Here is a 22017-nt window from a genome sequence, read left to right on the forward strand (position 1 = left end):
CGCCGCCGCCCCTTCCGTTCGTTCGAAGCCCCCGCTGGGGACGAGGACAGGCTACGGCACAACGTCTGTGTGCCGCCCGCCGACGGGTGGACCACCGGTGGCGAGCTAGTGCCCGACGCCGTCCAAGCCGAGTGCGCCGCGGGCCGCTTCGAGGACAAGGGGCCGGAGTTCGTCACTCGGCACCTCCGACATGGTGAGGATCGCCATCACAGCGCCCAGCGCCGCCAGGGTGCGAACCTGCTCCGGCAACGACAGATCCCCTTGCGACAACAGAGTCATCAACTGGCGGTCGTGGCGCTGCAGCCGTGGAACCATCCGGGAATTGCTCGCACCGACGATGTCGCTGACGATATAGCCGGTGAGCTCGCGATATTTGAGAACGAGGTCCAGATAGCGCTCGATGAGGCCCAGACGCCCCTCGACGCTGTCGAGCACGATCCGGGAAGCGTCGGCCAGAATCTTCTCTTCTTCGTCGGCGATCGGCCGCAGCAAATCATCGAGGATGTCGACCTTACTGCGGTAGTGGTAGTAGACGGCAGCCTTCGTGATCCCGAGGACTTCGGCGATCTCGCGCAGAGAAGTCTTCTCGTAACCATTGCGGCTGAAGAGGTCCAGCGCCACCTCACGGATACGGCTAGCGGTATCCGGGGCAACATCTTTCGCCTCATCGCCCATCTGCACCCTCACTTTGTGGCCTGTGGTCGGAATCACGAAACAATCCCGAGATCTAGGCGGAAATGAACCGGCGAACAGTACTAGTATCAACCTTACTTGCCGGCTGGCAAGTACGCGAACCAAAGTGGGAGGTCCGGATGTCATGGGAGCCCGGGTACTCGATCATGTAAGCCGGGCAGCTCGGAGTCCACGAGCACAGCGCGGAGTCCGTGAAGTTGTGCTGATTCTCACTGCTGCCTTGCTTTATTCACTGGTCAGAGGGCTTACGGACGACCGCGTCGACGTCGCCTTCGAGAACGCTGAACGCGTTATGTCCTTCCAGGACTCGCTCGGATTCTTCATCGAACCCGACCTTCAGGACCGGATCGTCGGCAACGACGCCGCCATCAACGTGATCAATGCCATCTACATCGGTGGCTACTGGCCGGTGCTCGTCGGCACGTTGCTATGGCTGCTGATCCGCCACCCGGCCCGTTATCCCCTGTTCCGCAACGCGCTGCTGGCCTCCGGCGCCATCACCCTGGTGATCTTCGCGTTGTTCCCGCTGGCTCCGCCGAGGTTCCTTCCCGAGCATGGTTTCACCGACACCGTGTCGCAGAACTCCGAAGCGTACCGGGACTTCAACGCTTCCCCCTTGGTGAACGAGTACGCCGCGATGCCGAGCCTGCACTTCGGCTGGATCCTGCTGCTCGCGATCGCGTGGATCATCGTCGGGCGCAACACGCTGGCCCGGATAGCCGGTGTGCTCATGCCCACGTTCATGTTCATAGCGATCGTCCTGACCGGAAACCACTACATCCTCGACGGAATCGTGGGCGGGGCCGTTGTGCTGGCCGGCCTCGCGATCGCTGCCGCGATCGAGCACCGAAAAGAAGGCCGGGAGCCGACCGACCACAGCGACGTTCCTCGCGACCGCATACGGGATCACAATGGCGACGGTTCCAACGACCACGAGCCTGCCCCGATCGACCAGGGCGCCGCCGGCCCCCAAGCGGACCGACGTGAGAAGGTCACACTCAAGCCCTGACCGAACGGCGTACGGCCGCGGAGCGGGGCCGCGCCGCGGCCAGGATGTCGGCACGGCCATTGGTCCCGCCGGGCCGACGACCGCGCTTGCGGTCACCACCGGTCACGGCTGAATCCTGCGGGCCACCTGCTCCGCCGTACCGTCGGCGCCGACGGCGAACGCCGTCTCGACCGCGGCAGCAAGATTCAATCGGGTGAAGGCCAGCGCCTCGTCGAGATCAGCCTCGCGCTCGGCCACGCTACGCGCCCGCCGGGTAGTGATCTCCAGGATCACCGCTCCGGACCATTCCTTCAGCGCGAGCCATTCGAGCAGCGCGGCACATGGCTGGCTGCCGCGGCCGGGCACCAGGTGCTCGTCTCGTGCCGAGGAGGTTCCGTCGGTCATGTGGACGTGCACCAGCCGGTCGCCCATCTCCTTGGCCATCGCCAGCGAATCACCCCCGGCCACCGCGGCATGGGAGAGGTCGAGGGTGATGTGCTCGTACGGGCCCTGGGTGGGGTCCCAATGCGGCGTGTACGCGGCCATTTCCCGACCAGCGGCGCGCCACGGGTACATGTTCTCGACGGCGATGACGACCCCACTCTCGGCCTCCAGCTCGGCGATGCGCTCGGCGAAGCCGCGGGCATACTCACGCTGCCACCTAAACGGCGGATGAACGACGACGGTCGAGGCCTCCAGCTCCTGAGCCGCCTCGACGGACCGGGTCAAACGGATCCACGGGTCCGGGGACCAGACACGCTGGGTGATCAGGAGGCACGGAGCATGCACGGACAGCACCGGCATGCTGAATTGCTTAGACAGCCGGGCGATCTCGCCGATGTCCTGGCTGACGGGATCGGTCCAGACCATGAGCTCCACACCGTCGTATCCGAGCGACGCCGCCATCTGGAACGCCGCAGCGGTACCTTGCGGGTATACCGACGTCGTCGAGAGCCCGATCGGCGCATCGGGCACTCGCAACATCCCTTGTGCGCTCTGCCGCAGCTCTGACACATCCTCAAGCGTAGGAGGTTCGTGGGCGAAGACCGACGTTCGGCTCACAAACGCGGCTCGGTCCGGGTCATACGACACTGGGCGCAGCGACAACTGCCGTCGTCAGCTCAGCAAATCAGCCTCGAACTCCCAGTGCCAAGGCTCGGGCCTCGAGCCACCCTGCTGCGCCCACGGCGGGTTGACCCATCCGAATTCTTCGCCATGATCGCTCAGCCAAGCATAGAACGAACTGTCGTAGGAATCGGCTCCACACTCGAAATCGATCGCCAGACCCCAGCCGTGTTCGCTTGTCCCCGGCCGCGCCGCGAGGTTCGGCTTCTCTTGGAAGAGGTTCGCCTGCGCCTCATAGCTGCGGTAGGTGTTGCCCACGCAGCTCAGAAGCGATTCGCCGCGACTGGACTCGTATGCCTCGGCCAGTGCGAGAAAAGCGGCAGCGGCATCGGGCCGCAGCAGATGGCCGTCGCCGACGTCGCACAAATGCGCGTCACCGAGCTCACCGTTGCCGACGCTACCCTTCGCCGGCACCTCGGCGTCGCAGCCGGCAACCGGAGCAAACCCGCCGGGCAGGCTGCTCCGCGACGCTGCCCGCTGGCTTTCGGCAGTGGACTCGTCTTCCGCGGGCTCGCCCGCATCGTCGTCAGTGGCTTCCTCCGGGGTCTCGTCGGCCGAACCGGACTCGGGAACAGACGGCTCGAGAGTAGGGGTCGCCTGCGCGGGCTCCTCCTCCGGCATTGAACGTGGTTCCGGGGATCGATCCGCAGCGCGCGAAGCATCGTCGACCGCTTCCCGGCGAAGGTCCTCGATATCAGCTAGACCGGGTTCACCGACCGCACTGAGCGAAGACACGTCCGTCGCACCGCTGCCGGGCAGAGCAATCACGGCAGCGGCCAGCAACGACATCACCAGCACGGTCGGAAGCGTTCGGCCTTGACGTTTGCAGTGCCGGCTACCTCGGTCGACAGCATGGCTCACACGTCGCAAAAGATGGCCCCCGAAAGATCACGAAACGATAACAACCCGGGGAACCCTACCCGATTGTCCGAGTTGTTTCGAATCTCGCGTTCTCGATCGAGAGTTTCTACTCCGCGGCGACGTCCGTGCGTGGATCGAGACCGAGTGCGTCCATCAGGACAAAGAAGACCTCGGTGTTGTCCAGGTAGGCATTGACCCGCGCCGCGCCAGGACCGGAGGCCACGATAGAAACGTCGTCAACGGTATGAACACAGTTGGTCTGGTTGAACGGCAGGTTTCCGATCTGCAGTTCTGCGTCCGGATCGCGATCAGGATTGTCGACGGCGCGACCGTCGTCATCCAGCAATGCGGGCTGGCTGAATACGGAATTGTGCTGGAAATCGTCGGTATGATCAGGGTGGCTGGACCAGCCGAAGAACAGCTGCACATCCGGATCCGGGTCGTCCGGGAAGCCGTCTCCGTCGTCGTCGACGTAGGTGGGGTAGGTCGCGCCGCCGTACACGCCGTTGGCTGCGCGGCCCTCGTCGCTGCCGCGTCGGTCGTGGGTGCCGACGATGCTCATCGAGTGGTTGTGGTCGGCGGTCACCACGATGAGGGTGTCGTCACGGTCCTGCGCCCATTGCTTCGCGACACCGATGGCCTGATCGAATTCAATCGTGTCGTAGACAACACGAGGGCCGTCCATCGGATGCTCCATCTTGTCGATGGAAGCGCCTTCGACCATGAGGAAGAAGCCGTTCTCGTTCCGCTCCAGTATCCGCAGTGCCGCCGTCGTCATCTCCATCAGATTCGGCTGGTCGTTCCACTCCCCGAGCACATCGTCCTGCTTGTCGTGCTGCCGGTCGAGATAGACGTTCAGATTGCCCGTGTGGAACAGGCCCAACAGACGCTCAGGGATCTCACCAGCCATCACCGCGTTCAACTGCTCCCTCGTCTGCGCGTAGGCGAAGCCCAGGTCGGCGAACTCCTTGACCAGGTCGCGATCATCTTCACGGCGCGACTCCTCCTCCGATTGGGGCAGAAGTGACGCCAGGCCGCCACCCATCAGCACGTCCGGTGTCTGCTCGGGCTCCAGAGCCTGATCCATGATCTCGATGTACTCCCGGCGTTGCCGGGTATGTGCCCACACGGCGGCGGGCGTCGCGTCCTGGATCTCTGCCGTTGTCACCACGCCGATCGACATACCGCGAGCGCGTTTCAGCACCTCGGCCATGGTCTCGACCCTGGGATGATCGTTGGGGTCGGGGTTGTTGCCCTCGTAGACGCCCATGGCGTTGACCGATGATTTGTGCCCCGTCATGTAGGCCGCCATCGTGTGCGCGGAATCCGGCGACAACGCGTCCACACCGGATGTTCCGACGATGCCACGGAACTCCATCTGGTCCATCTCCAGCAGTCCGTGGTACTTGCCCTCCGTGATGCCCTTGGAGAGCACACGAGCCGCGGTAATCGCGGCCGCCCCCATGCCGTCTCCCAGGAAGAAGATCACGTTCTTAGCCCGCTGGCCGCCAGCATCGGCGGTGACAACCTCGTGGTGTACCTCGGCCTCGACCCGGCCGCTGCCGCGCGCTCGTACGATCGCCTTGATGGTGAAATGGCCGGGATTCGCGTACGCAAGCTCGGTGTAGGTCACCTCCAGGCTGTCCTCGACCGAACTCGTCCGCTCCGGATCGCCGATGAGTAGCGGTTCCGGCCCGTCTTCGCCGTGAACCTGAATGTCGATGCGAGTGGTTTCGGGGTCCACGCCGGTGGCTTCGACACGCAGGTCGAACCGGGCCCCGGCGAGAAACTTCGCGCGGTCGATCGGCAGGATCCGCACCTGTGGCCGATCCGGACGGCCGCTTGGTTGGTCTGGACGTGCCGTGAACGCATGAGGATCGACTTCGGTCAGGTTCTCCGGCGTTGCCGGCTGCTCCGGCTCATCACTCGCGGAGGCAGGCCGAACCCCTAGCCCGACGATCGCCGCCGCCGCCACACCCCCTCCGCTGGCCTGCAGCAGCGCCCGCCGCGAGAAGCCGTCTCGTGTGCCCTGGCCCGACCTGGTACGTCCCATGCCTACCACCTCTCGCCGGGCACCGAGGTCTACCGGCGCCCTCACCGTCACTCGTGCGTGCTCCCGGACGTCGCTGGACAGCGAACTGGTACCGCGAGTGAACACCAGTTGTCCAGAAGGTGAACACAAAGTAATCGATGAAGGCGACGATGTGTCAACCCTTAGGTCATGGGCGAGTTAGGCGCCAACGCTCCCGCATGGACTCATGCTGATGCCGGCTCAGTGACCAGCGCCGGCACAAAAGGGGTGGTTACTCCGTCGCCTGACCGGCGTCGAACTCCACACCATCTAGCTGGTCGAGCCGGCGCAGAATAAGACCTTCCCGCAACGCCCACGGACAGATCTCCACCGAAGGGACGCCGAACAGATCTATCGCGGCATCCGCCACAATCGCACCGGCAAGCAGTTGCTCAGCACGACTCTTCGCCACGCCGGGCAGCTTTGCCCGCTCCGCTGCCGACATCGCGGCGAGTTGCTCCAGCAACTCCTGGATGTCGCCACCCTTCAGTGTCCGGCGCACGTAGGGACCCTCGGCCGACGGCGCGGCCCCCGCAACCCGCGCAAGCGAACGGAACGTCTTGCTCGAGGCCACCGCCTGATCGGGCACGCCGAAACGGCTCACCTTGCCCACGACCTCAGCGATCTCGGCCCGAACGTGCCGGCGCAACGCCCGGATTTCGTCCTCGGACGGCGGATCCGAGGAGAACCAATCCCGGGTGAGCCGGGCCGCACCCAACGGCAACGAGATCGCGACATCCGGGTCCTCGTCGATTCCGGCCGAGATCTCCAGTGAGCCCCCGCCGATGTCGAAGCACAGCAGCCGCCCGCTCGACCACCCGTACCAACGCCGTACGGCCAGGAACGTCAGCCGAGCCTCGTCCTCGCCGGAGAGCACCCGGAGATCTATTCCAGCTTCTCGCCGGACGCGCTCGAGCACCGCTGCGCCATTACGGGAGTCGCGCAGGGCCGACGTGGCGAACGCCAGCATTGACGTCGCCCCCTTGTCCTCGGCGATCTGGACGGCTTTGACACAGCATTCGACCAGCTGATCGGCGCCGCGCCCCTTCACCTTGCCATTGCCGTCGAGCATCTCGGCGAGGCGCAGCTCGGTCTTCTCCTTGTACGCAGGAAGCGGCTTCGCACCGGGGTGCGCGTCCACGAGAAGCAGGTGAACGGTGTTCGATCCCACGTCCAGGACTCCGATGCGCATAGCCCCAGGCTACCGGCATCCGACCTCGACCGATGCACGAAGCTCATCCGACCTACGCACACCGCCTAGATGATCATGTTTGGTGGGCTTTCTCGTGCGTCACCATGCCTACAGTCCTGTCGGAGCACGAGGAAACCCACCAAACATGATCATCTAGGTGGCGCGAGAGCGCCTCACCTGGCAGTGCCATGCGGCGGCGTCTACGCTCGGGGCGTGGGCACAACGCGGGACCAACTGCCGGTCGATGTGGCGCGATCCTGGGTCGAATTCCCCGATCCAGACAATCCGAATCAAATCCTGCGCTGCGACCTGACCTGGCTGACCTCCCGCTGGACGTGCATCTTCGGACAAGGTTGCCCCGGCATCTATGCGTCTCGCCCCGACGACGGCTGCTGCACTCACGGCGCGCATTTCTCCGACGAGGACGACGAGAAACGCGTGAGCGAGTTCGCCGCCCACCTCAGCCCAGAGGTCTGGCAGATGCACGCCGAAGGCACCCAAGGCGGCGTTGTCGAGACCGACGAAGAAGGCGAGCGAAAGACGCGGGTCGTGGACGGAGCCTGTGTGTTCCACAACCGGCCAGGCTTTTCCGGCGGCGCGGGCTGCGCGTTGCACTCGTACGCACTGCGCGAAGGTCTCCACCCGCTTCAGACGAAACCGGACGTGTGCTGGCAGCTCCCGATTCGCCGGGCGTACCGCGACGTGACTCGCGCAGACGGCAGCACCTACCTCGAGCTCACCATCACCGAGTACCGAGCCCGCGACTGGGGCGCCGGCGGCCACGACATGGACTGGTACTGCACCAACACCCCCGAGGCACATGTCGGCCCCGAACCCGTTTACCGGTCGAACCAGGCCGAGCTACGTGAACTCGTCGGCGATGCCGCCTACGAGGAACTAGTTCGCCACTGCGAGGCATTCATCGCGGCCCGGCTTCCACTGGTGACCCACCCTGCCACCGCGGCAGCGCCCACCAACCGGCGCTAGCACTCACCCGGGCTGCTCCCCCATAACGACGAATAGGCACCTATCGTGTGGGGGGTGCCACGTGACGTGATCCCGAGTCCCAACATCTGGAAGTACCCGGATATCTACGAGATCGAGAATCGCGGAGTGGACCCCGATGGCCTGATCGAAGAGACGATGCGCGGCATCCACGACTGGTCGGGCCAAACCGTCCTTGACATCGGCTGCGGCACCGGTTTCCACCTGCCGCGATTCGCGGCGGACGCGGCCCGGGTGATCGGCGTCGAACCCCATCCGCCGTTGCTGCGCCAAGCACGTCAGCGTGTCTCGGAACTCGCCGGACCGATCGAGGTGCTGCGTGGAACGGCCCAGGCTCTGCCGCTCCCGCCGTCGTCGGTCGATGTTGTACACGCACGCTGGGCCTACTTCTTCGGGCCGGGATGTGAGTCGGGCCTGACCGAGCTGGCACGAGTGCTGCGTCGCGGCGGCACCGCATTCGTCATCGACAACGACGCCACCAGGTCCACGTTCGGCTCCTGGTTCCGGCGGGCGTTGCCGGCCTACGACCCGGCCGCGGTAGAGCGGTTCTGGGCCCGGCAAGGCTGGCACCACGTGCCGCTCGACATCCGCTGGGAACATCCGGACCGCGAATCGTTCGAGTCCGTGGTGCGCATCGAGTTCGCGCCGGAGGTCGCCGAAGCCGCTCTGGCCGAGCACCCTGGTAACAGCGTGGACTACGCGGTCAATCTGCTCTGGCGCACGTACTGACCCCGACGACGCCCGCAGCCGGTCCCCGCGCGGCCCGGACAGCGGCGATCGGGATCACACGACGGTTGTCAGTCCCGGCCTCTACGGTGTGACCATGGCAAAAGCAACACAGACCTTCCGGTGTGCCGAGTGCGGCTGGACCACCTCCAAGTGGGTCGGCCGGTGCGGCGAGTGCCAGGCGTGGGGCACGGTCGACGAAGCGGCCGCGCCGCGGGCCGGCGCCACCCAGGCCGGACCGGTCAGCCGGGTCGCGCAGCCGATCGGAGCGGTTGGCCTCGAGGTCGCTCGCACCCGGCCCACCGGCGTCGAGGAATTCGACCGAGCACTCGGCGGTGGCCTGGTCCAAGGCGCCGTCATCCTGCTGGCGGGTGAACCGGGGGTCGGCAAGTCGACCCTCCTGCTCGACGTCACGGCCAAGTGGGCGAAGGATGCCGGCCGCACGTTGTACGTGACAGGCGAGGAGTCGACCGCCCAGGTTCGGCTGCGTGCCGAGCGCACCGGTGCACTCGCTGATGATCTCTTCCTGACCGCCGAGACGGACCTCTCCGCGGTTCTCACCCACATCGACGAGGTCAAACCCTCACTGGTGGTACTCGATTCGGTGCAGACGGTGTCCAGCCCGTCGCTAGAAAGCCCGGTGGGTGGGGTCAACCAGGTCCGCGAGGTCGCCAGCAGCCTGATCCGGGTGGCCAAAGAGCGTGGCATCGCCACTGTGCTGGTCGGGCATGTCACCAAGGACGGTTCCATCGCCGGTCCCCGCGTCCTGGAACATCTCGTGGACGTCGTCCTCCAGTTCGAGGGAGACCGGAACTCCCGGTTGCGCACGGTCCGCACGGTCAAGAATCGCTACGGCCCGGCCGACGAAGTCGGGTGCTTCGATCTGACCGACGCCGGAATCACGTCGCTTCCGGATCCCACGGGGCTCTTCCTCTCGCGGCACGCCGCCCCGGTCCCAGGGACGTGCATCACGGTTACCGTCGAGGGGCGACGTCCACTTCTGGGCGAGGTCCAGGCGCTGGTGGCCCCGTCGGCACTGAACACCCCACGCAGAGCGAACAGCGGCCTGGATTCGGCTCGGGTCGCCATGGTGCTCGCTGTGCTCGAGCGACGCGGCCGGGTGCAGCTGAGCACGCGGGACGTCTACACCTCCACGGTCGGCGGCGCTCGGCTGTCGGAGCCGGCCACCGATCTCGCGGTGCTGATCTCAGTGGCGAGCGCTGCCGCGCAAGAGCCCACCCCGATGGGCATGATCGCACTGGGCGAGGTCGGCCTGGCCGGTGAGATCCGAGGCGTCACCGGCTTGCAGCGACGTCTCGCGGAGGCAGAACGGATGGGATTCACGACGGCCCTCGTCCCGCCTGATCCCGGTCCGGTCCCGCCCGGAATCCGCGTCGTCGAAGTCGACCATGTCGGTTCAGCACTTGCCATCGTGGCCGATCCCGCGTCGGCGTTTCCGTTGACGTGAGCCAAGCGGGCGAGACCCCCTCCGCCGCACCGCGGCTCACGCCGACCGTCTTACCGCCCCGGCCACCGGGCCGCATGTCATGAGGCGGACATTAGGGTGGCGGCGTGAGCAACCTGCCCCGTGAAGCCGTCGCCGATGCCGTCACATACTTCGAGTCCTGGCTGGAGTTCCGCCAGCGTTATTCCCGGATTCCCGGTGTGCAGGCCGCCGTCTGGTTCGATGACGATCTACTGCTCTCCCGCGCTTACGGGTACGCCGACACCGAAGCCGGCATATCCCTGACTCCGCGGCACCTGTTCCGGATCGCGTCGCACTCGAAGACATTCACCGCCACCGCTGTCCTTCAGTTGACGGAGAAGGGCGTACTGCGCCTCGACGACACCCTCGAACAGTGGCTGCCGTGGCTGACGGGCCAGCCACTGAGCGGCATAACCGTCCGGGAACTGCTCGGCCACAGCGCGGGAGTGATACGCGACGGCCACGACAGCGACTTCTGGCAACTCGCCGACGAGTTCCCTGACGAGGCGGCATTGCGAAAGATCGCCTCAGACCGTGCCGAGGTCGTGCCGGCCAACGAGCGCTTCAAGTACTCCAACATCGGATACTCGTTGCTGGGACTCGTCATCGCCGCCGCTTCCGGACAGGATTACCAGGCGTACGTACGTGAGCACATCATCGACCAGCTCGGCCTGCCCAACACCGGCCCCGAGTACGACCCCGCGCGCGCCACCGAATATGCCTGCGGCTACAGCGCACTGGCCTACGCCGATCACCGTGTGCGCATCGATCATGTCGACACCGCCGCCATGGCCCCGGCCACCGGCTTCTACAGCACCGCCGAGGACGTCGTCCGTTATGCCGCGGCTCATTTCCACGGCGACGTTCGCCTCCTCACCGACGCATCTAAACGGCTGATGCAACGGGCCGAATGGAAGGTCGAGGGCACGGACGGCGAGTACGGTCTCGGCCTGTCGCGGGCCGAGATCGGCGGACGCCTGGTGTTCGGTCACGGCGGCGGCTATCCCGGTCACATCACGCGGACGTTCTTCGACCCGGAGGACCGGCTCGCCGTGTCGGTCCTGACCAACGCCATCGACGGGCCGGCAGAAGAGCTCGCGGTCACGCTGCTGCGCCTGGTGAATCTGGCGGAAAGCGGAGCGCACGACACGGATGCTGGCTCCGACCACGCCGGGCTCCACCGTTTCACCGGACGTTTCGCCAACCTCTGGCGAGCGGCCGACGTCGTACTTCTCGGCGGTCAGCTCTACCTGCTCGCACCCACCGCCGCTGACCCCACCCACGCGCCGGCCAAACTGTCCGTCATCGACGACCACACGCTACGCATGACCGGTGGGGTCGGGTACGCCTCGTACGGCGAGACACTCTCTTATGAGTTCTCCGGCGACACCGTCATGTCGATTCGCGGGGCGACCGGAACGTCGTACCCGATCGAACGGGTACGCGGGGCGGCTGCCACGCTAGGCCACGTCTCCCCTGGCAAACCCCTACGTTGATCGCCCGCACCGGGGCCGGTGTTCAGGGGAGCGCACGCGGGGCACGGAGCTGGGCTCGTTATGCTGCCCAGCGTGGCTGAGACGCATACACCGAACGGCCTGCTTCGGCTCATAGACTCCGAGCGGGTCACGCCCACGATGCTGCGGCTGGCCTTCGTCGTCGATTCCCCGCACCTCCCCTTCGAGCTCAGCTGCCCTAACCAGGTCCTTCGGCTCTCGCCCCCGGCGGAGCTTCCCGACGGCGCCACCAGCGGGGCTCGCCCACCAAGCCGGACCTACACCATTCGCAGGTACGACGCCGTGTCCGGCCGGCTCGAGGTCGACGTCGTTCTGCATGGTGAAGGACCGTTCGTTCGATGGGCGCTGGCGGCGGACAAACATGACACCATCGCCTTCACCGGCCCGCGTCCGCATGCCGTGCCGTCGTTCGACGCCGACGCGCTGATCATGGTCAGCGACGAGACCGGGCTGCCCGCAGCTGCCTCGCTCCTGGAAGCTGCTCCGGCAGGACTACCTGTTCACGCGTTCATCGAGATCGCTGACGCAGCAGAGGAACAGCAGCTGACCACCGCGGCTGAGCTGTCGCTGCGGTGGCTCCACCGCGACGGGGCACCAGCCGGCACCACGGTTTCGCTGGAGAACGCGGTCCGATCGATGGACTGGCCCGCCGGCCGCGTCGAGCTCTGGGTAGCAGGGGAGACGACGGAGGTTCGAGCGGTCCGCCGGTTCGCCGCATCCGAACGTGGCGTAGCGCGTCCGGACATCCACGCCTACGGCTACTGGCGGCGCGGCCGCGCCGGCTCCCCCGGCTAACGGGTGTCTGGCGCTCACGCCCGCCGAACGGTGAGCTGGTCAGCGCCTTCGTCGAGCTCGACGGCCACGGTGTCGCCGTCGCGGATGTCGCCGGCCAGGATCGAGCGCGCCAGCTGGTCGCCGATGGCCGTCTGCACCAGCCGCCGCAACGGCCGCGCGCCGTACACGGGGTCGTATCCGGTCAATGCCAGCCATTCCTTCGCACTCTCGCTGACCTGAAGGCTCAGCCGGCGATCGGCCAGCCGCTCAGCGAGACGCACGACCTGGAGGTCGACGATGCGAGCCAGCTCACCCGTACCCAGAGGCTGGAACATCACGACGTCGTCCAGGCGGTTCAGGAACTCCGGCTTGAACGAGGTCCGCACCACATCCATGACCGCCTTCTCCTTGGCGGCGTCGTCCAGGGCTGGATCGGCGAGGAACGTCGAGCCGAGGTTCGAGGTCAGGATCAGGATGGTGTTGCGGAAATCGACTGTGCGTCCCTGGCCATCGGTCAACCGTCCGTCGTCGAATACCTGCAGCAGGATGTCGAAGACCTCCGGGTGCGCCTTCTCTACCTCATCGAGCAGGATCACCGAGTACGGCCGGCGTCGCACGGTTTCAGTGAGCTGGCCGCCCTCCTCGTAACCGACGTATCCCGGTGGCGCGCCGACGAGCCGCGCCACGCTGTGCTTCTCGCTGTACTCGCTCATGTCGATGCGGACCATGGCTCGCTCGTCGTCGAACAGGAAGTCCGCCAGCGCCTTGGCCAGCTCGGTCTTGCCGACGCCCGTAGGTCCGAGGAACAGGAACGTACCTGTGGGGCGGTCAGGGTCGGACACGCCCGCACGGGCCCGCCGGACCGCGTCCGAGACAGCCGCCACGGCTTTGGCCTGACCCACCACGCGTCGCCCTAGCTCGTCCTCCATGCGCAGCAACTTGCCCGTCTCGCCTTCCAGCAGCCGGCCCGCGGGTATGCCGGTCCAGGCGGCGACGACATCGGCGATGTCGTCCGGGCCGACCTCCTCCTTGACCATGGTCTCGGCGGTCGGGCTCTCGAGGACCTCGGAAGCGGCGAGCTCCTTCTCCAGCTCCGGAATCCGGCCATAGAGGAGTTCGCTCGCGCCGGCGAGATCACCTTCGCGCTGAGCACGTTCGGCCTGGCCACGGAGTTCGTCGATCTGCTCCTTCAAGGAACCGACCCGGTTCAGGTTGGATTTCTCTTGCTCCCACCGGGTTTCCAGGCCAAGCAGTTCTTCCTCGCGATCAGCGAGCTCAGCACGGAGCGCGGCGAGGCGTTCGCGGGACGGCTCGTCTTGCTCCTTGTCGAGCGCGAGCTCCTCCATCTTCAACCGATCCACCTGACGGCGAAGGGAGTCGATCTCGACGGGCGACGAATCGATCTCCATGCGCAATCGCGAGGCGGCCTCATCAACCAGGTCGATCGCCTTGTCAGGCAGCTGCCGTCCGGTGATGTACCGGTTCGAGAGCGCAGCGGCCGCGACCAACCCGGCGTCGGAGATCTGAACCTTGTGGTGAGCTTCGTAGCGCTCCTTCAATCCGCGCAGAATCGCGACGGTGTCCTCGACGCTGGGCTCGCCGACGAACACCTGCTGGAACCGTCGCTCGAGCGCGGGGTCTTTCTCGATGCGCTCTCGGTACTCATCGAGCGTGGTGGCGCCGACCATCCGCAGCTCACCGCGGGCCAGCATGGGCTTGAGCATGTTGCCCGCGTCCATGGCGGAATCACCGCTGGCGCCGGCGCCGACCACGGTGTGCAGTTCGTCGATGAAAGTGACGACCTGACCTTCGCTGTTCTTGATCTCGTCGAGCACGGCCTTCAGCCGTTCCTCGAACTCACCGCGGTACTTGGCTCCGGCCAGCATGGCGCCTATGTCGAGAGCGACAAGCCGCTTGCCACGCAATGACTCCGGGACGTCGCCGGTGACGATCCGCTGTGCCAGCCCTTCGACCACCGCGGTCTTCCCGACACCGGGCTCACCGATGAGTACTGGGTTGTTCTTGGTGCGCCTGGACAATACCTGGACGACGCGACGGATCTCGGAATCGCGCCCGATGACAGGATCGATCTTGCTTTCACGGGCGCGTTCGGTGAGGTCCACGCCGTACTTGTTCAGCGCGTCATATGTGCCTTCCGGGTCAGGACTAGTGACCCGGCCGGAGCCCCGCACCTCGCTGAAGGCTGCGCGAATCTTCTCAGCGGTGGCGCCGTACTTGGCCAGTAAGTCCTTCACCGGCGAATCGACATGCGCAAGTCCGACCAAGAGGTGCTCGGTGGAGACATACTGGTCGTCGAGCTCGCGGGCCACTTCGCCGGCGTGCGAGAGCACCGCATAGGTGGGGCGCGCCAGGTTTGGCGCCGCGACAGTGGATCCGGCCGCTGACGGCAAGGCGGCGAACGCGGCGTCGACATCGCGGCGAACAGCAGCGACGTCGGCTCCGGTGGCTTCCAGAAGGGGTGCGGTCAATCCGTCGGCCTGGATGAGCAGCGACCGCAACACGTGAATCGGCTCTACGGCAGGATTACCCGAGGTGGCGGCGTTGCGCACCGCAACCGACAGCGCCTCCTGCGCCTTGGTGGTCAGCTGGTCGTTCATCAGTCTCCAGTGTCTCCTCACAGTGTGTCGAGTGGGGGCGTTATGAACAACGTATCCAAAGTTGAGTCTATTCCACTCAACTCTACTCTGAACCAGGCCCACGCCGTTTCCCGCCGACGGAAGTGGGTAGAGCCGGGCACGTACGACACGTGAGGCTGGCCCCACTGCTCGGGGGCACACCGCGGTCTCGTCGAATGTACGCGCCGCGCACGCCGGCGATGCGGGCAGACTGGAGGTTCGCACCGACGGCAGAACAAGGCTCAGGGGGTCGTGGCTCTCGGCAGCTCCCTGAGCCTGTTCTCGATCGCCTCAGCCATCGCCGCCAGCTGGCTACTGGCAACGCTCCTACCCGGCACGCTCAGCTGGCTGGCCTGCCCGTTCGCCGCTGCCACGATCTACGTCGTCGTACTCGGCGCCGAGATGAGCCTTGCGCGCCGGATCGAGGAGTCCCGCAACATCGAGTGACTGCGCTGCATCGTGGACGCCCCCAGATCGCGCGCGACCTTCTCATGCTGCCACGAAGGAAGCAGGCATAGTAGGCACGAGAAGAGCGTGGCGAACATGATCATTGAGGCCTCGAGGGAGAGCACCGTGAACCTGCTACTGATGTCAAACTCCACCGCGCCCGGCCGGGGTCTCCTCGAACACGCCCACAGCGTGCTGGCGGATGTGCTCTCAGGAGTACGGACCGTGACGTTCGTGCCATTCGCGCTCGCCGATCATGACGCCTACACCCAGATATTCACCAACGCATTGAAGCCTCTAGGGCTCGACGTGGTGGGAGCCCACACAGGGGATCCCGCGAGGCTTGTATCCGACGCCGAGGCGGTCTTCGTCGGGGGCGGAAACACGTTCCGCCTGGTCAAGGCGGTACACGAGCACGGCTTGATCGACATAATCAGACAACGAACCGACCAGGGCATGCCTTACATCGGCTCCAGCGCCGGCACCAACATCGCAGCACCCACCATGCGCACCACGAACGACATGCCAATCGTGCAACCGACCACCTTCGACACTCTGGGGTTGATCCCTTTCCAGATCAACCCGCACTACGTCGACCCGGCGCCCGGCGACAGCCACATGGGCGAGACCCGAGAGCAGCGCATCCTCCAGTTCCTCGAGGAGAACGACGTAGCGGTGGTGGGACTGCGAGAAGGCACCTGGCTACGGCGCGAGGACGGGACACTGAGGCTAGGTGGCGTGGAAGCAGGCGGACGGTTGTTCCGCCGAGGCGCTGAGCCGGCCGATCTAGCGCCAGGAGCCGATCTCAGCGATCTCCTGGAGTTCGCGCCGCGATTCGACAGCTAGCTTCTCGGTACGGCGCGACGATGGCCGCGTCGAGCTCTTCACGCGACTTTCCCTTGGTGCGGGCGCCGCCTAGAAGGTGCCGCTGCCCGGGAGCACGGGGCACTCAGGCCGCGGTCACGCACCAGCCGATGACGGCTGCGCGCACCGCGGCTTCGAATACCCGCGCCGGATCTCCCGCCTGCGGCGGTGTGAAATGGCCAAGCTCCAACGAGACAAGGCCGTGGACGTTGCCCCACAACGCGGTGGCGATGGATGCCGCCGGCGGATCCGATGGATATCGGCCCATCGCCACCGCGCGCTCGACAGCACTCAACAACGGGTCGAACGTGCGGGCGCCCAGCTTGACCGTCTCCGCGTCAAGGTCCGCGGGACGGACCTCGTCGCCGAACATAATGCGGTACCCGTGCGGGTCAGCAATCGCGACTTGCCGATACGACAATCCGAGCCGCACCAGGTCGTCCAGTGGATCGTCACTCGCGCCAACGGCGATCTGCGCCTGCCACAAGCGCGCGAAGACCTTCTTGTACAGGGCCGCCAGCAAGCCGGGTTTGCCACCGAAGAGCGAGTACACAGCCGTCGTCGAGGTACTCGCCTCCTTGGCCAGTCTGCGTAGGCTCAGCGCGCGAACCCCATCTGATGCGACGATCTGAGTCGCTCGGTCGAGCAACTGATCGGCCACCGCCTGGTCATGTATTCGTGGCCTGCCCATCTCGCCTTGTCCCTCCGCCGGCCCGAGTAGCTTGACAAGAATAACCCAACAGTGTTTTATAACACTGTTGTTAATCATTCTGCCTGGAGGATGCCATGTTGGAGCTCAGCTCGGAGGCCAGCCGCCTGATCGGCATTCTGCTGCTTGCGCTGGTCACAGTTGAGTCCGGCGGCTGGTATCTCACCCGCCTGATCCGTGGACAGATGCCCGCGACGGACTTCCAGCGCGCGTTTGCCCGGGCTGGACATGGCCATGCCGGCATGTTTCTGGTTCTCGGCATCTTGGCTGCGGTGCTCACCGATGCCACTAACCTTGAGGGAGCCGCCGCATGGATCGCGCGAAGCGGCGTGGCCATCGCCGCCATCCTCATGCCGGCCGGCTTCTTCTTTTCGTCGATGGGTGCCGGGCGCACTAAACCCAACGGCCTCATGGTGCTCGTGTGGGCCGGCGCACTCATGCTTGCCGCGGGCCTGATCACCCTGGCCGTCGGGCTACTCACGGTATAGCCGGAGCCAGCATCACCAGGACTTCTCGCGCGTCACGATGTCTGCAGACTTGTTGACGGACGAGAAAACCCACCAAACATGATCATTTAGGCGGGGTAGGAGGTCAGCGAGGGTGTGGCGAGCGGTAGATCGCGAGTGCGCTGCCACCAAACGTCTGGGCCGGCAGGTACTGCGTTTGACGATGCTGCTCGAGCAAGGCCTCCAACTGAGCCCGCAAATGCTCGACCTCGGTCTCAAGCTCGAGAATCCGCTTGATTCCGACCAGGTTGACGCCCTCTTCCTGGGATAGCCGCTGCACCTCGCGCAACTGGTCAACGTCGCGCAAAGAGTAGCGACGGCCCCCACCGCCGGTGCGCCGTGGCGACACCAACCCGAGCCGGTCATACTGGCGCAGCGTCTGCGGATGCATGCCGGCCATCTCAGCCGCTACCGAGATGACATACAGCGGCTCATCATCACGAACCCGCCTCGCTGCGCCAGACATCGCCACCACGAATCTGGTACGTGCGTCCATGTCAGCCTCCCTCCGCAGCCTTTCGCATCAGCTCAGCGCGGATGTCATCCCCCGACATTTCGGTCTGGTAATCCTCCAAAGCCTTCCGAGCCGAGGCACTGACCTGATCGGGCACCTCGACCTGAACGGTGACCAGCAAGTCACCGCGAGTGCCGTCCCGCCGAGTGGCGCCGCGGCCACGCACCCGGAACGTTTGCCCGTTAGGCGTACCGGCCGGAAGCTTGAGCGTCACCGGGGCACCGTTCAAGGTGGGTACCTTGATTTCTGCCCCCAAAGTGGCCTCCGGAAACGTCACCGGCACAGTGACGGTCAGGTGCTCGCCCTTGCGGCCGAACACCGGGTGCGATCCAACGTGCACCGTGACATAAAGGTCGCCGGCCCGGCCGCCTCGTTCGCCGGGCGCCCCCTTGGCACGCAGCCGGATCCGCTGACCGTCGACAACGCCGGCCGGAATCCGGACATGCATGACTTTGCTGGTCGCACCCCTGCCGGACCCGCTGCACGCCGGGCACGGGTCGTCAACCACCAGCCCCCGGCCTTTGCAGTCCCGGCACGGCTCAGTCATGCCGAACCCGCCGGAGTCGGTGCTGGTGTAGCCGGTGCCGGTACAGGCGGCACAGACTCGCGGAACGGTCCCCGCCCGGGCACCAGTCCCCGCGCAAGAGGTACACGCCGAGGAACTGGTCATCCGCAACGGCACGGTCTTGCCGTCAACCGCTTCCGCGAAACTGATCGACACGTCGGTCTCGACGTCTGCCCCCCGGCGGGCGCTGGCGCTTCTACTGCGGCTCCGCTGCCCGAACAGGCCACCGAAGACGTCGCCCAGGCCTCCCTCGCCACCTCCGCCTCCCGGGAAGATGTCACCGAGGTCGAACCCGAACGAGCCGCCGCCAGGGCCGCCCGGCGTACGGACACCGCCACCGAACAGGGTCCGGGCTTCGTCGTACTGCTTGCGCTTCTCCGGATCGGACAGCACCGAGTAGGCCTCCGACACGTCCTTGAAACGCGTCTCGGCCGATTTGTCGTCCTTGTTGCGGTCGGGGTGCAGCTCGCGAGCAAGATTTCGATAGGCCTTCTTCACCTCGGCCGCGTCAGCGTCCTTCGACACTCCGAGGATCTTGTAATAGTCCTTCTCGATCCAGTCCTTGGTACTCACAGGCTGCTCCCCTCCCTTCTGCGATGTAACGGCCTAGTTGTCTCCGGTGCCGGGGTGATCGGCGTCGCCGGCCGATTCTGGTGCGGCGATACCGCCATTATCGTCCGGCTCTGCACCATTCTCGTCCTGTTCGTCGTGGCCTTCCGGCTCCACCAGTGCCTCGGTCGGATCGGCCACGGCTACCCGGGCCGGACGGATGACCCGTTCACCCACGCGGTACCCGGGTTGCAGGATCTGCGTGCAGGTCGTCACCTTCACATCGTCGGCATAGCCGTGCATAAGAGCCTCGTGAATAGTGGGGTCGAACTCGTCTCCCACCTCACCGAACTGCTCCAGCCCAGCCTTCGCGACGGCCGCTTCCAGCGCTTCTCCTACCGCCCGGAACGCGCCGGTCAGATCACCGTGCTCGCGTGCCCGGCCGACGTCGTCCAGAACACCGAGGAAACCCCCGAGCACTTCGGCCTTCGCCGCCTCGCGGACCGCGACGCGGTCTCGCTCGACGCGTCGACGATAGTTCTGGTACTCCGCTTGCAACCGCTTCAGATCGTCGAGCCGCTCGGTGGCCTCCGCGCGAGCCTGCGCCAGAGCGTCGGACTCGCCGTCGGACGCGGCCGACGGCTGAGTCGCTTCGTCTGGCAACGGCGCGTCGGAACTCTCGACGGGAGTGGGATTCTGATCCGGCTCCCGCCGCAGGCCCGTTTCCGGATCGATCCGCCGACGGTCACGTACCACCGGTGTCTCACCCTCTTCCGGAACGTGCTGCTCGTCGGTCACTTGTCGTCCTTCTCCTCGTCCACGATCTCGGCCTCGACGACATCTTCCTCTGCCGCGGCGTCCGTGTCAGCCCCTGCCTCGCCGCCGGCATCGGCACCAGGCTCACCCGACGGCGGCTGGGCGTTCGCGTAGATCGCGGCGCCAAGCGCCTGGAATGCGGTCTGCAGCCGCTCCGAGCTGGACTTGATCGCGGCGTCGTCGGCACCCTCGAGAGCCTTCTTCGCCTCCTCGAGGGAGGAGTTGACGTCGTCACGGACCTCGGCCGACAAGGTGTCGACCTTTTCCTGGTTGTCCGCAAGGAACTTCTCAGTCTGGTAGACGAGAGACTCGGCCTGGTTGCGGTTCTCGGCGGCCTCGCGACGCTTGCGGTCCTCCTCCGCGTACTGCTCGGCATCCTTGACCATCTGCTCGATGTCTTCCTTGGCCAAGCCTGAACCACCTGTGATGGTCATCGACTGCTCGCGGCCGGTGCCGAGATCCTTGGCGGATACGTGCACGATCCCGTTGGCGTCGATGTCGAAGGTGACCTCGATCTGCGGAACGCCGCGGGGAGCAGGCGGCAGTCCGGTCAGATCGAACGTGCCGAGCTTCTTGTTGTAAGCGGCGATCTCACGCTCACCCTGGTACACCTGGATGCCCACCGTCGGCTGGTTGTCTTCGGCGGTGGTGAAGATCTCCGAGCGCTTGGTGGGGATAGTGGTGTTGCGCTCGATCAGCTTGGTCATGACGCCGCCCTTGGTCTCGATGCCGAGGGACAGCGGGGTCACGTCGAGCAGCAGGACGTCCTTGACCTCGCCGCGCAGCACGCCGGCTTGCAGCCCGGCGCCGACGGCGACGACCTCATCCGGGTTGACGCCCTTGTGCGGCTCCTTGCCGCCGGCCAGTTCCTTGACCAGGTTCACCACGGCCGGCATCCGGGTGGAGCCCCCGACCAGCACAACGTGGTCGATCTGGTCGACCGAGATGCCCGCATCGCGAATGACCGCTTCGAACGGAGACTTGGTGCGGTCCAGCAGGTCGCTGGTCATCTGCTCGAACTGGGCACGCGACAGGCTCTCGTCGACATGCACCGGGTTCTTCTCGGCGTCCTGTGCGATGTAGGGCAGCGAGATGGAGGTCTGGGTGCTGGACGACAGCTCGATCTTCGCCCGCTCGGCGGCTTCCCGGACACGCTGCATGGCGATCTTGTCCTTGGACAGGTCGAGGCCGTGCGTGGCCTTGATCCGGTCCACCAGCCAGTCGACGACCTTCTGGTCCCAGTCGTCCCCGCCGAGGTGGTTGTCGCCACTGGTCGCCTTCACCTCGACGACGCCCTCGCCGATCTCGAGCAGCGACACGTCGAAGGTTCCGCCACCGAGGTCGAAGACGAGAATGGTCTGGTCCTGCTCACCCTTGTCCAGCCCGTAAGCCAGAGCCGCCGCGGTGGGCTCATTGACGATCCGCAGCACATTCAGACCGGCGATCTCACCGGCTTCCTTGGTCGCCTGCCGCTGGGCGTCGCTGAAGTACGCGGGCGTGGTGATGACCGCGTCGGTGATGGTCTCACCGAGGTACGCCTCCGCGTCACGCTTCAGCTTCTGCAGCACGAACGCGGAGATCTGTTGCGGCGTGAAGGTTTTGTCATCGATCTCGGTCTTCCAGTCCGAACCCATATGCCGCTTGACGGAGCGGATAGTGCGATCGACGTTGGTCACAGCCTGTCGCTTGGCAACCTCGCCGACCAAGACCTCGCCGTTCTTGGCGAACGCGACCACCGACGGGGTGGTCCGCGCACCCTCGGCGTTCGCGATGACCGCGGGCTCACCGCCTTCAAGGACGGCGACGACGGAGTTGGTAGTACCGAGGTCAATGCCGACAGCTCGTGCCATGGCTTTCCTCCAACATTTCGTATCGAATGCTTTAACTGTTGAGTCAGACTGACTCAAGTATGCTTCTACTCTAACGCTTGTCAATCTGGGATTGAGCCTACTTGACTCAACTTCGCCTTTACGGAC

At 65.6% G+C, this 22017-nt stretch carries 20 protein-coding genes; 9 read left to right on the plus strand and 11 right to left on the minus strand.

The genetic code is table 11. The features are described from left to right. Positions 1-105: 105 nt before the first annotated feature. Positions 106-675: a TetR/AcrR family transcriptional regulator gene (locus tag F7O44_RS11670; RefSeq protein WP_162450397.1), complete on the minus strand. Its 570-nt coding sequence runs from the start codon at positions 673-675 to the stop codon at positions 106-108. Between the two features lie 217 nt (positions 676-892). Between F7O44_RS11670 and F7O44_RS11675 the strand changes: the two genes are divergently transcribed. Continuing rightward, entirely contained in the window at positions 893-1702 is an 810-nt protein-coding gene (locus tag F7O44_RS11675; protein WP_162450398.1) for a phosphatase PAP2 family protein, read from the plus strand. Positions 1703-1804: 102 nt separating this feature from the next. Here F7O44_RS11675 and F7O44_RS11680 read toward each other — a convergent pair whose 3' ends face one another. The 4 genes from F7O44_RS11680 to F7O44_RS11695 form a co-directional block, all read right to left on the minus strand. Next, positions 1805-2665, minus strand: a complete 861-nt coding sequence (locus F7O44_RS11680) for a sugar phosphate isomerase/epimerase family protein (protein WP_162450543.1) — start codon at positions 2663-2665, stop codon at positions 1805-1807. A 132-nt stretch (positions 2666-2797) separates the two neighbouring features. After that, positions 2798-3595: a M15 family metallopeptidase gene (locus F7O44_RS11685; protein ID WP_162450399.1), complete on the minus strand. Its 798-nt coding sequence runs from the start codon at positions 3593-3595 to the stop codon at positions 2798-2800. A gap of 178 nt (positions 3596-3773) precedes the next feature. Beyond that, positions 3774-5720 carry an alkaline phosphatase gene (locus F7O44_RS11690; protein ID WP_162450400.1) on the minus strand — a complete coding sequence of 649 codons (1947 nt, stop codon included), beginning with the start codon at positions 5718-5720 and terminating at the stop codon, positions 3774-3776. A 250-nt stretch (positions 5721-5970) separates the two neighbouring features. After that, on the minus strand, positions 5971-6930 hold the full coding sequence (locus F7O44_RS11695) for a Ppx/GppA family phosphatase (RefSeq protein WP_162450401.1): 960 nt from the start codon (positions 6928-6930) through the stop codon (positions 5971-5973). 213 nt (positions 6931-7143) lie between these two features. Between F7O44_RS11695 and F7O44_RS11700 the strand changes: the two genes are divergently transcribed. The 5 genes from F7O44_RS11700 (at position 7144) to F7O44_RS11720 (ending at position 12456) form a co-directional block, all read left to right on the plus strand. Continuing rightward, positions 7144-7917: a DUF3109 family protein gene (locus F7O44_RS11700; RefSeq protein WP_174255904.1), complete on the plus strand. Its 774-nt coding sequence runs from the start codon at positions 7144-7146 to the stop codon at positions 7915-7917. A 54-nt stretch (positions 7918-7971) separates the two neighbouring features. Next, complete coding sequence (locus tag F7O44_RS11705; RefSeq protein WP_222851287.1) at positions 7972-8664, plus strand: class I SAM-dependent methyltransferase; 693 nt, start codon at positions 7972-7974, stop codon at positions 8662-8664. A gap of 94 nt (positions 8665-8758) precedes the next feature. Beyond that, complete coding sequence (gene radA, locus F7O44_RS11710; RefSeq protein WP_162450402.1) at positions 8759-10129, plus strand: DNA repair protein RadA; 1371 nt, start codon at positions 8759-8761, stop codon at positions 10127-10129. A gap of 104 nt (positions 10130-10233) precedes the next feature. Continuing rightward, complete coding sequence (locus F7O44_RS11715; protein ID WP_162450403.1) at positions 10234-11643, plus strand: serine hydrolase; 1410 nt, start codon at positions 10234-10236, stop codon at positions 11641-11643. 72 nt (positions 11644-11715) lie between these two features. Further along, the gene (locus tag F7O44_RS11720; RefSeq protein ID WP_162450404.1) at positions 11716-12456 is read left to right on the plus strand and encodes an SIP domain-containing protein; all 741 of its coding nucleotides are present in this window, start codon (positions 11716-11718) and stop codon (positions 12454-12456) included. Positions 12457-12470: 14 nt separating this feature from the next. Here F7O44_RS11720 and clpB read toward each other — a convergent pair whose 3' ends face one another. Further along, entirely contained in the window at positions 12471-15053 is a 2583-nt protein-coding gene (gene clpB, locus F7O44_RS11725; protein WP_162450405.1) for an ATP-dependent chaperone ClpB, read from the minus strand. Positions 15054-15323: 270 nt separating this feature from the next. On the opposite strand from clpB, the gene F7O44_RS11730 reads away from it, so the two are divergent. Together F7O44_RS11730 and pepE are read left to right on the plus strand one after the other, a co-directional pair. Continuing rightward, complete coding sequence (locus tag F7O44_RS11730) at positions 15324-15518, plus strand: hypothetical protein (RefSeq protein ID WP_162450406.1); 195 nt, start codon at positions 15324-15326, stop codon at positions 15516-15518. Between the two features lie 126 nt (positions 15519-15644). Then, positions 15645-16364, plus strand: coding sequence for a dipeptidase PepE (gene pepE, locus F7O44_RS11735; protein WP_162450407.1), 720 nt, complete (start codon positions 15645-15647; stop codon positions 16362-16364). A gap of 103 nt (positions 16365-16467) precedes the next feature. On the opposite strand, the gene F7O44_RS11740 is transcribed toward pepE, so the two are convergent. Further along, positions 16468-17073 carry a TetR/AcrR family transcriptional regulator gene (locus tag F7O44_RS11740; RefSeq protein ID WP_162450408.1) on the minus strand — a complete coding sequence of 202 codons (606 nt, stop codon included), beginning with the start codon at positions 17071-17073 and terminating at the stop codon, positions 16468-16470. 95 nt (positions 17074-17168) lie between these two features. On the opposite strand from F7O44_RS11740, the gene F7O44_RS11745 reads away from it, so the two are divergent. Beyond that, positions 17169-17579 carry a hypothetical protein gene (locus F7O44_RS11745; protein ID WP_162450409.1) on the plus strand — a complete coding sequence of 137 codons (411 nt, stop codon included), beginning with the start codon at positions 17169-17171 and terminating at the stop codon, positions 17577-17579. 103 nt (positions 17580-17682) lie between these two features. Here the strand turns inward: F7O44_RS11745 and F7O44_RS11750 are convergent, their stop codons facing one another. The 4 genes from F7O44_RS11750 to dnaK are packed head-to-tail and all read right to left on the minus strand — an operon-like array spanning position 17683 to position 21891. Next, positions 17683-18063, minus strand: a complete 381-nt coding sequence (locus F7O44_RS11750) for a heat shock protein transcriptional repressor HspR (protein WP_162450546.1) — start codon at positions 18061-18063, stop codon at positions 17683-17685. 31 nt (positions 18064-18094) lie between these two features. Next, a complete protein-coding gene (gene dnaJ / locus F7O44_RS11755) occupies positions 18095-19249 on the minus strand; it encodes a molecular chaperone DnaJ (protein WP_162450410.1) in 1155 nt (384 codons plus the stop codon). A 33-nt stretch (positions 19250-19282) separates the two neighbouring features. Then, a complete protein-coding gene (gene grpE / locus F7O44_RS11760) occupies positions 19283-20023 on the minus strand; it encodes a nucleotide exchange factor GrpE (RefSeq protein WP_222851288.1) in 741 nt (246 codons plus the stop codon). Beyond that, positions 20020-21891, minus strand: coding sequence for a molecular chaperone DnaK (gene dnaK, locus F7O44_RS11765; RefSeq protein ID WP_162450411.1), 1872 nt, complete (start codon positions 21889-21891; stop codon positions 20020-20022). Before dnaK ends, grpE begins: the two co-directional genes overlap by 4 nt. Positions 21892-22017 lie beyond the last annotated feature (126 nt).

The organism is Phytoactinopolyspora mesophila (assembly GCF_010122465.1).
GTDB classification, from domain to species: Bacteria; Actinomycetota; Actinomycetes; order Jiangellales; family Jiangellaceae; genus Phytoactinopolyspora; species Phytoactinopolyspora mesophila.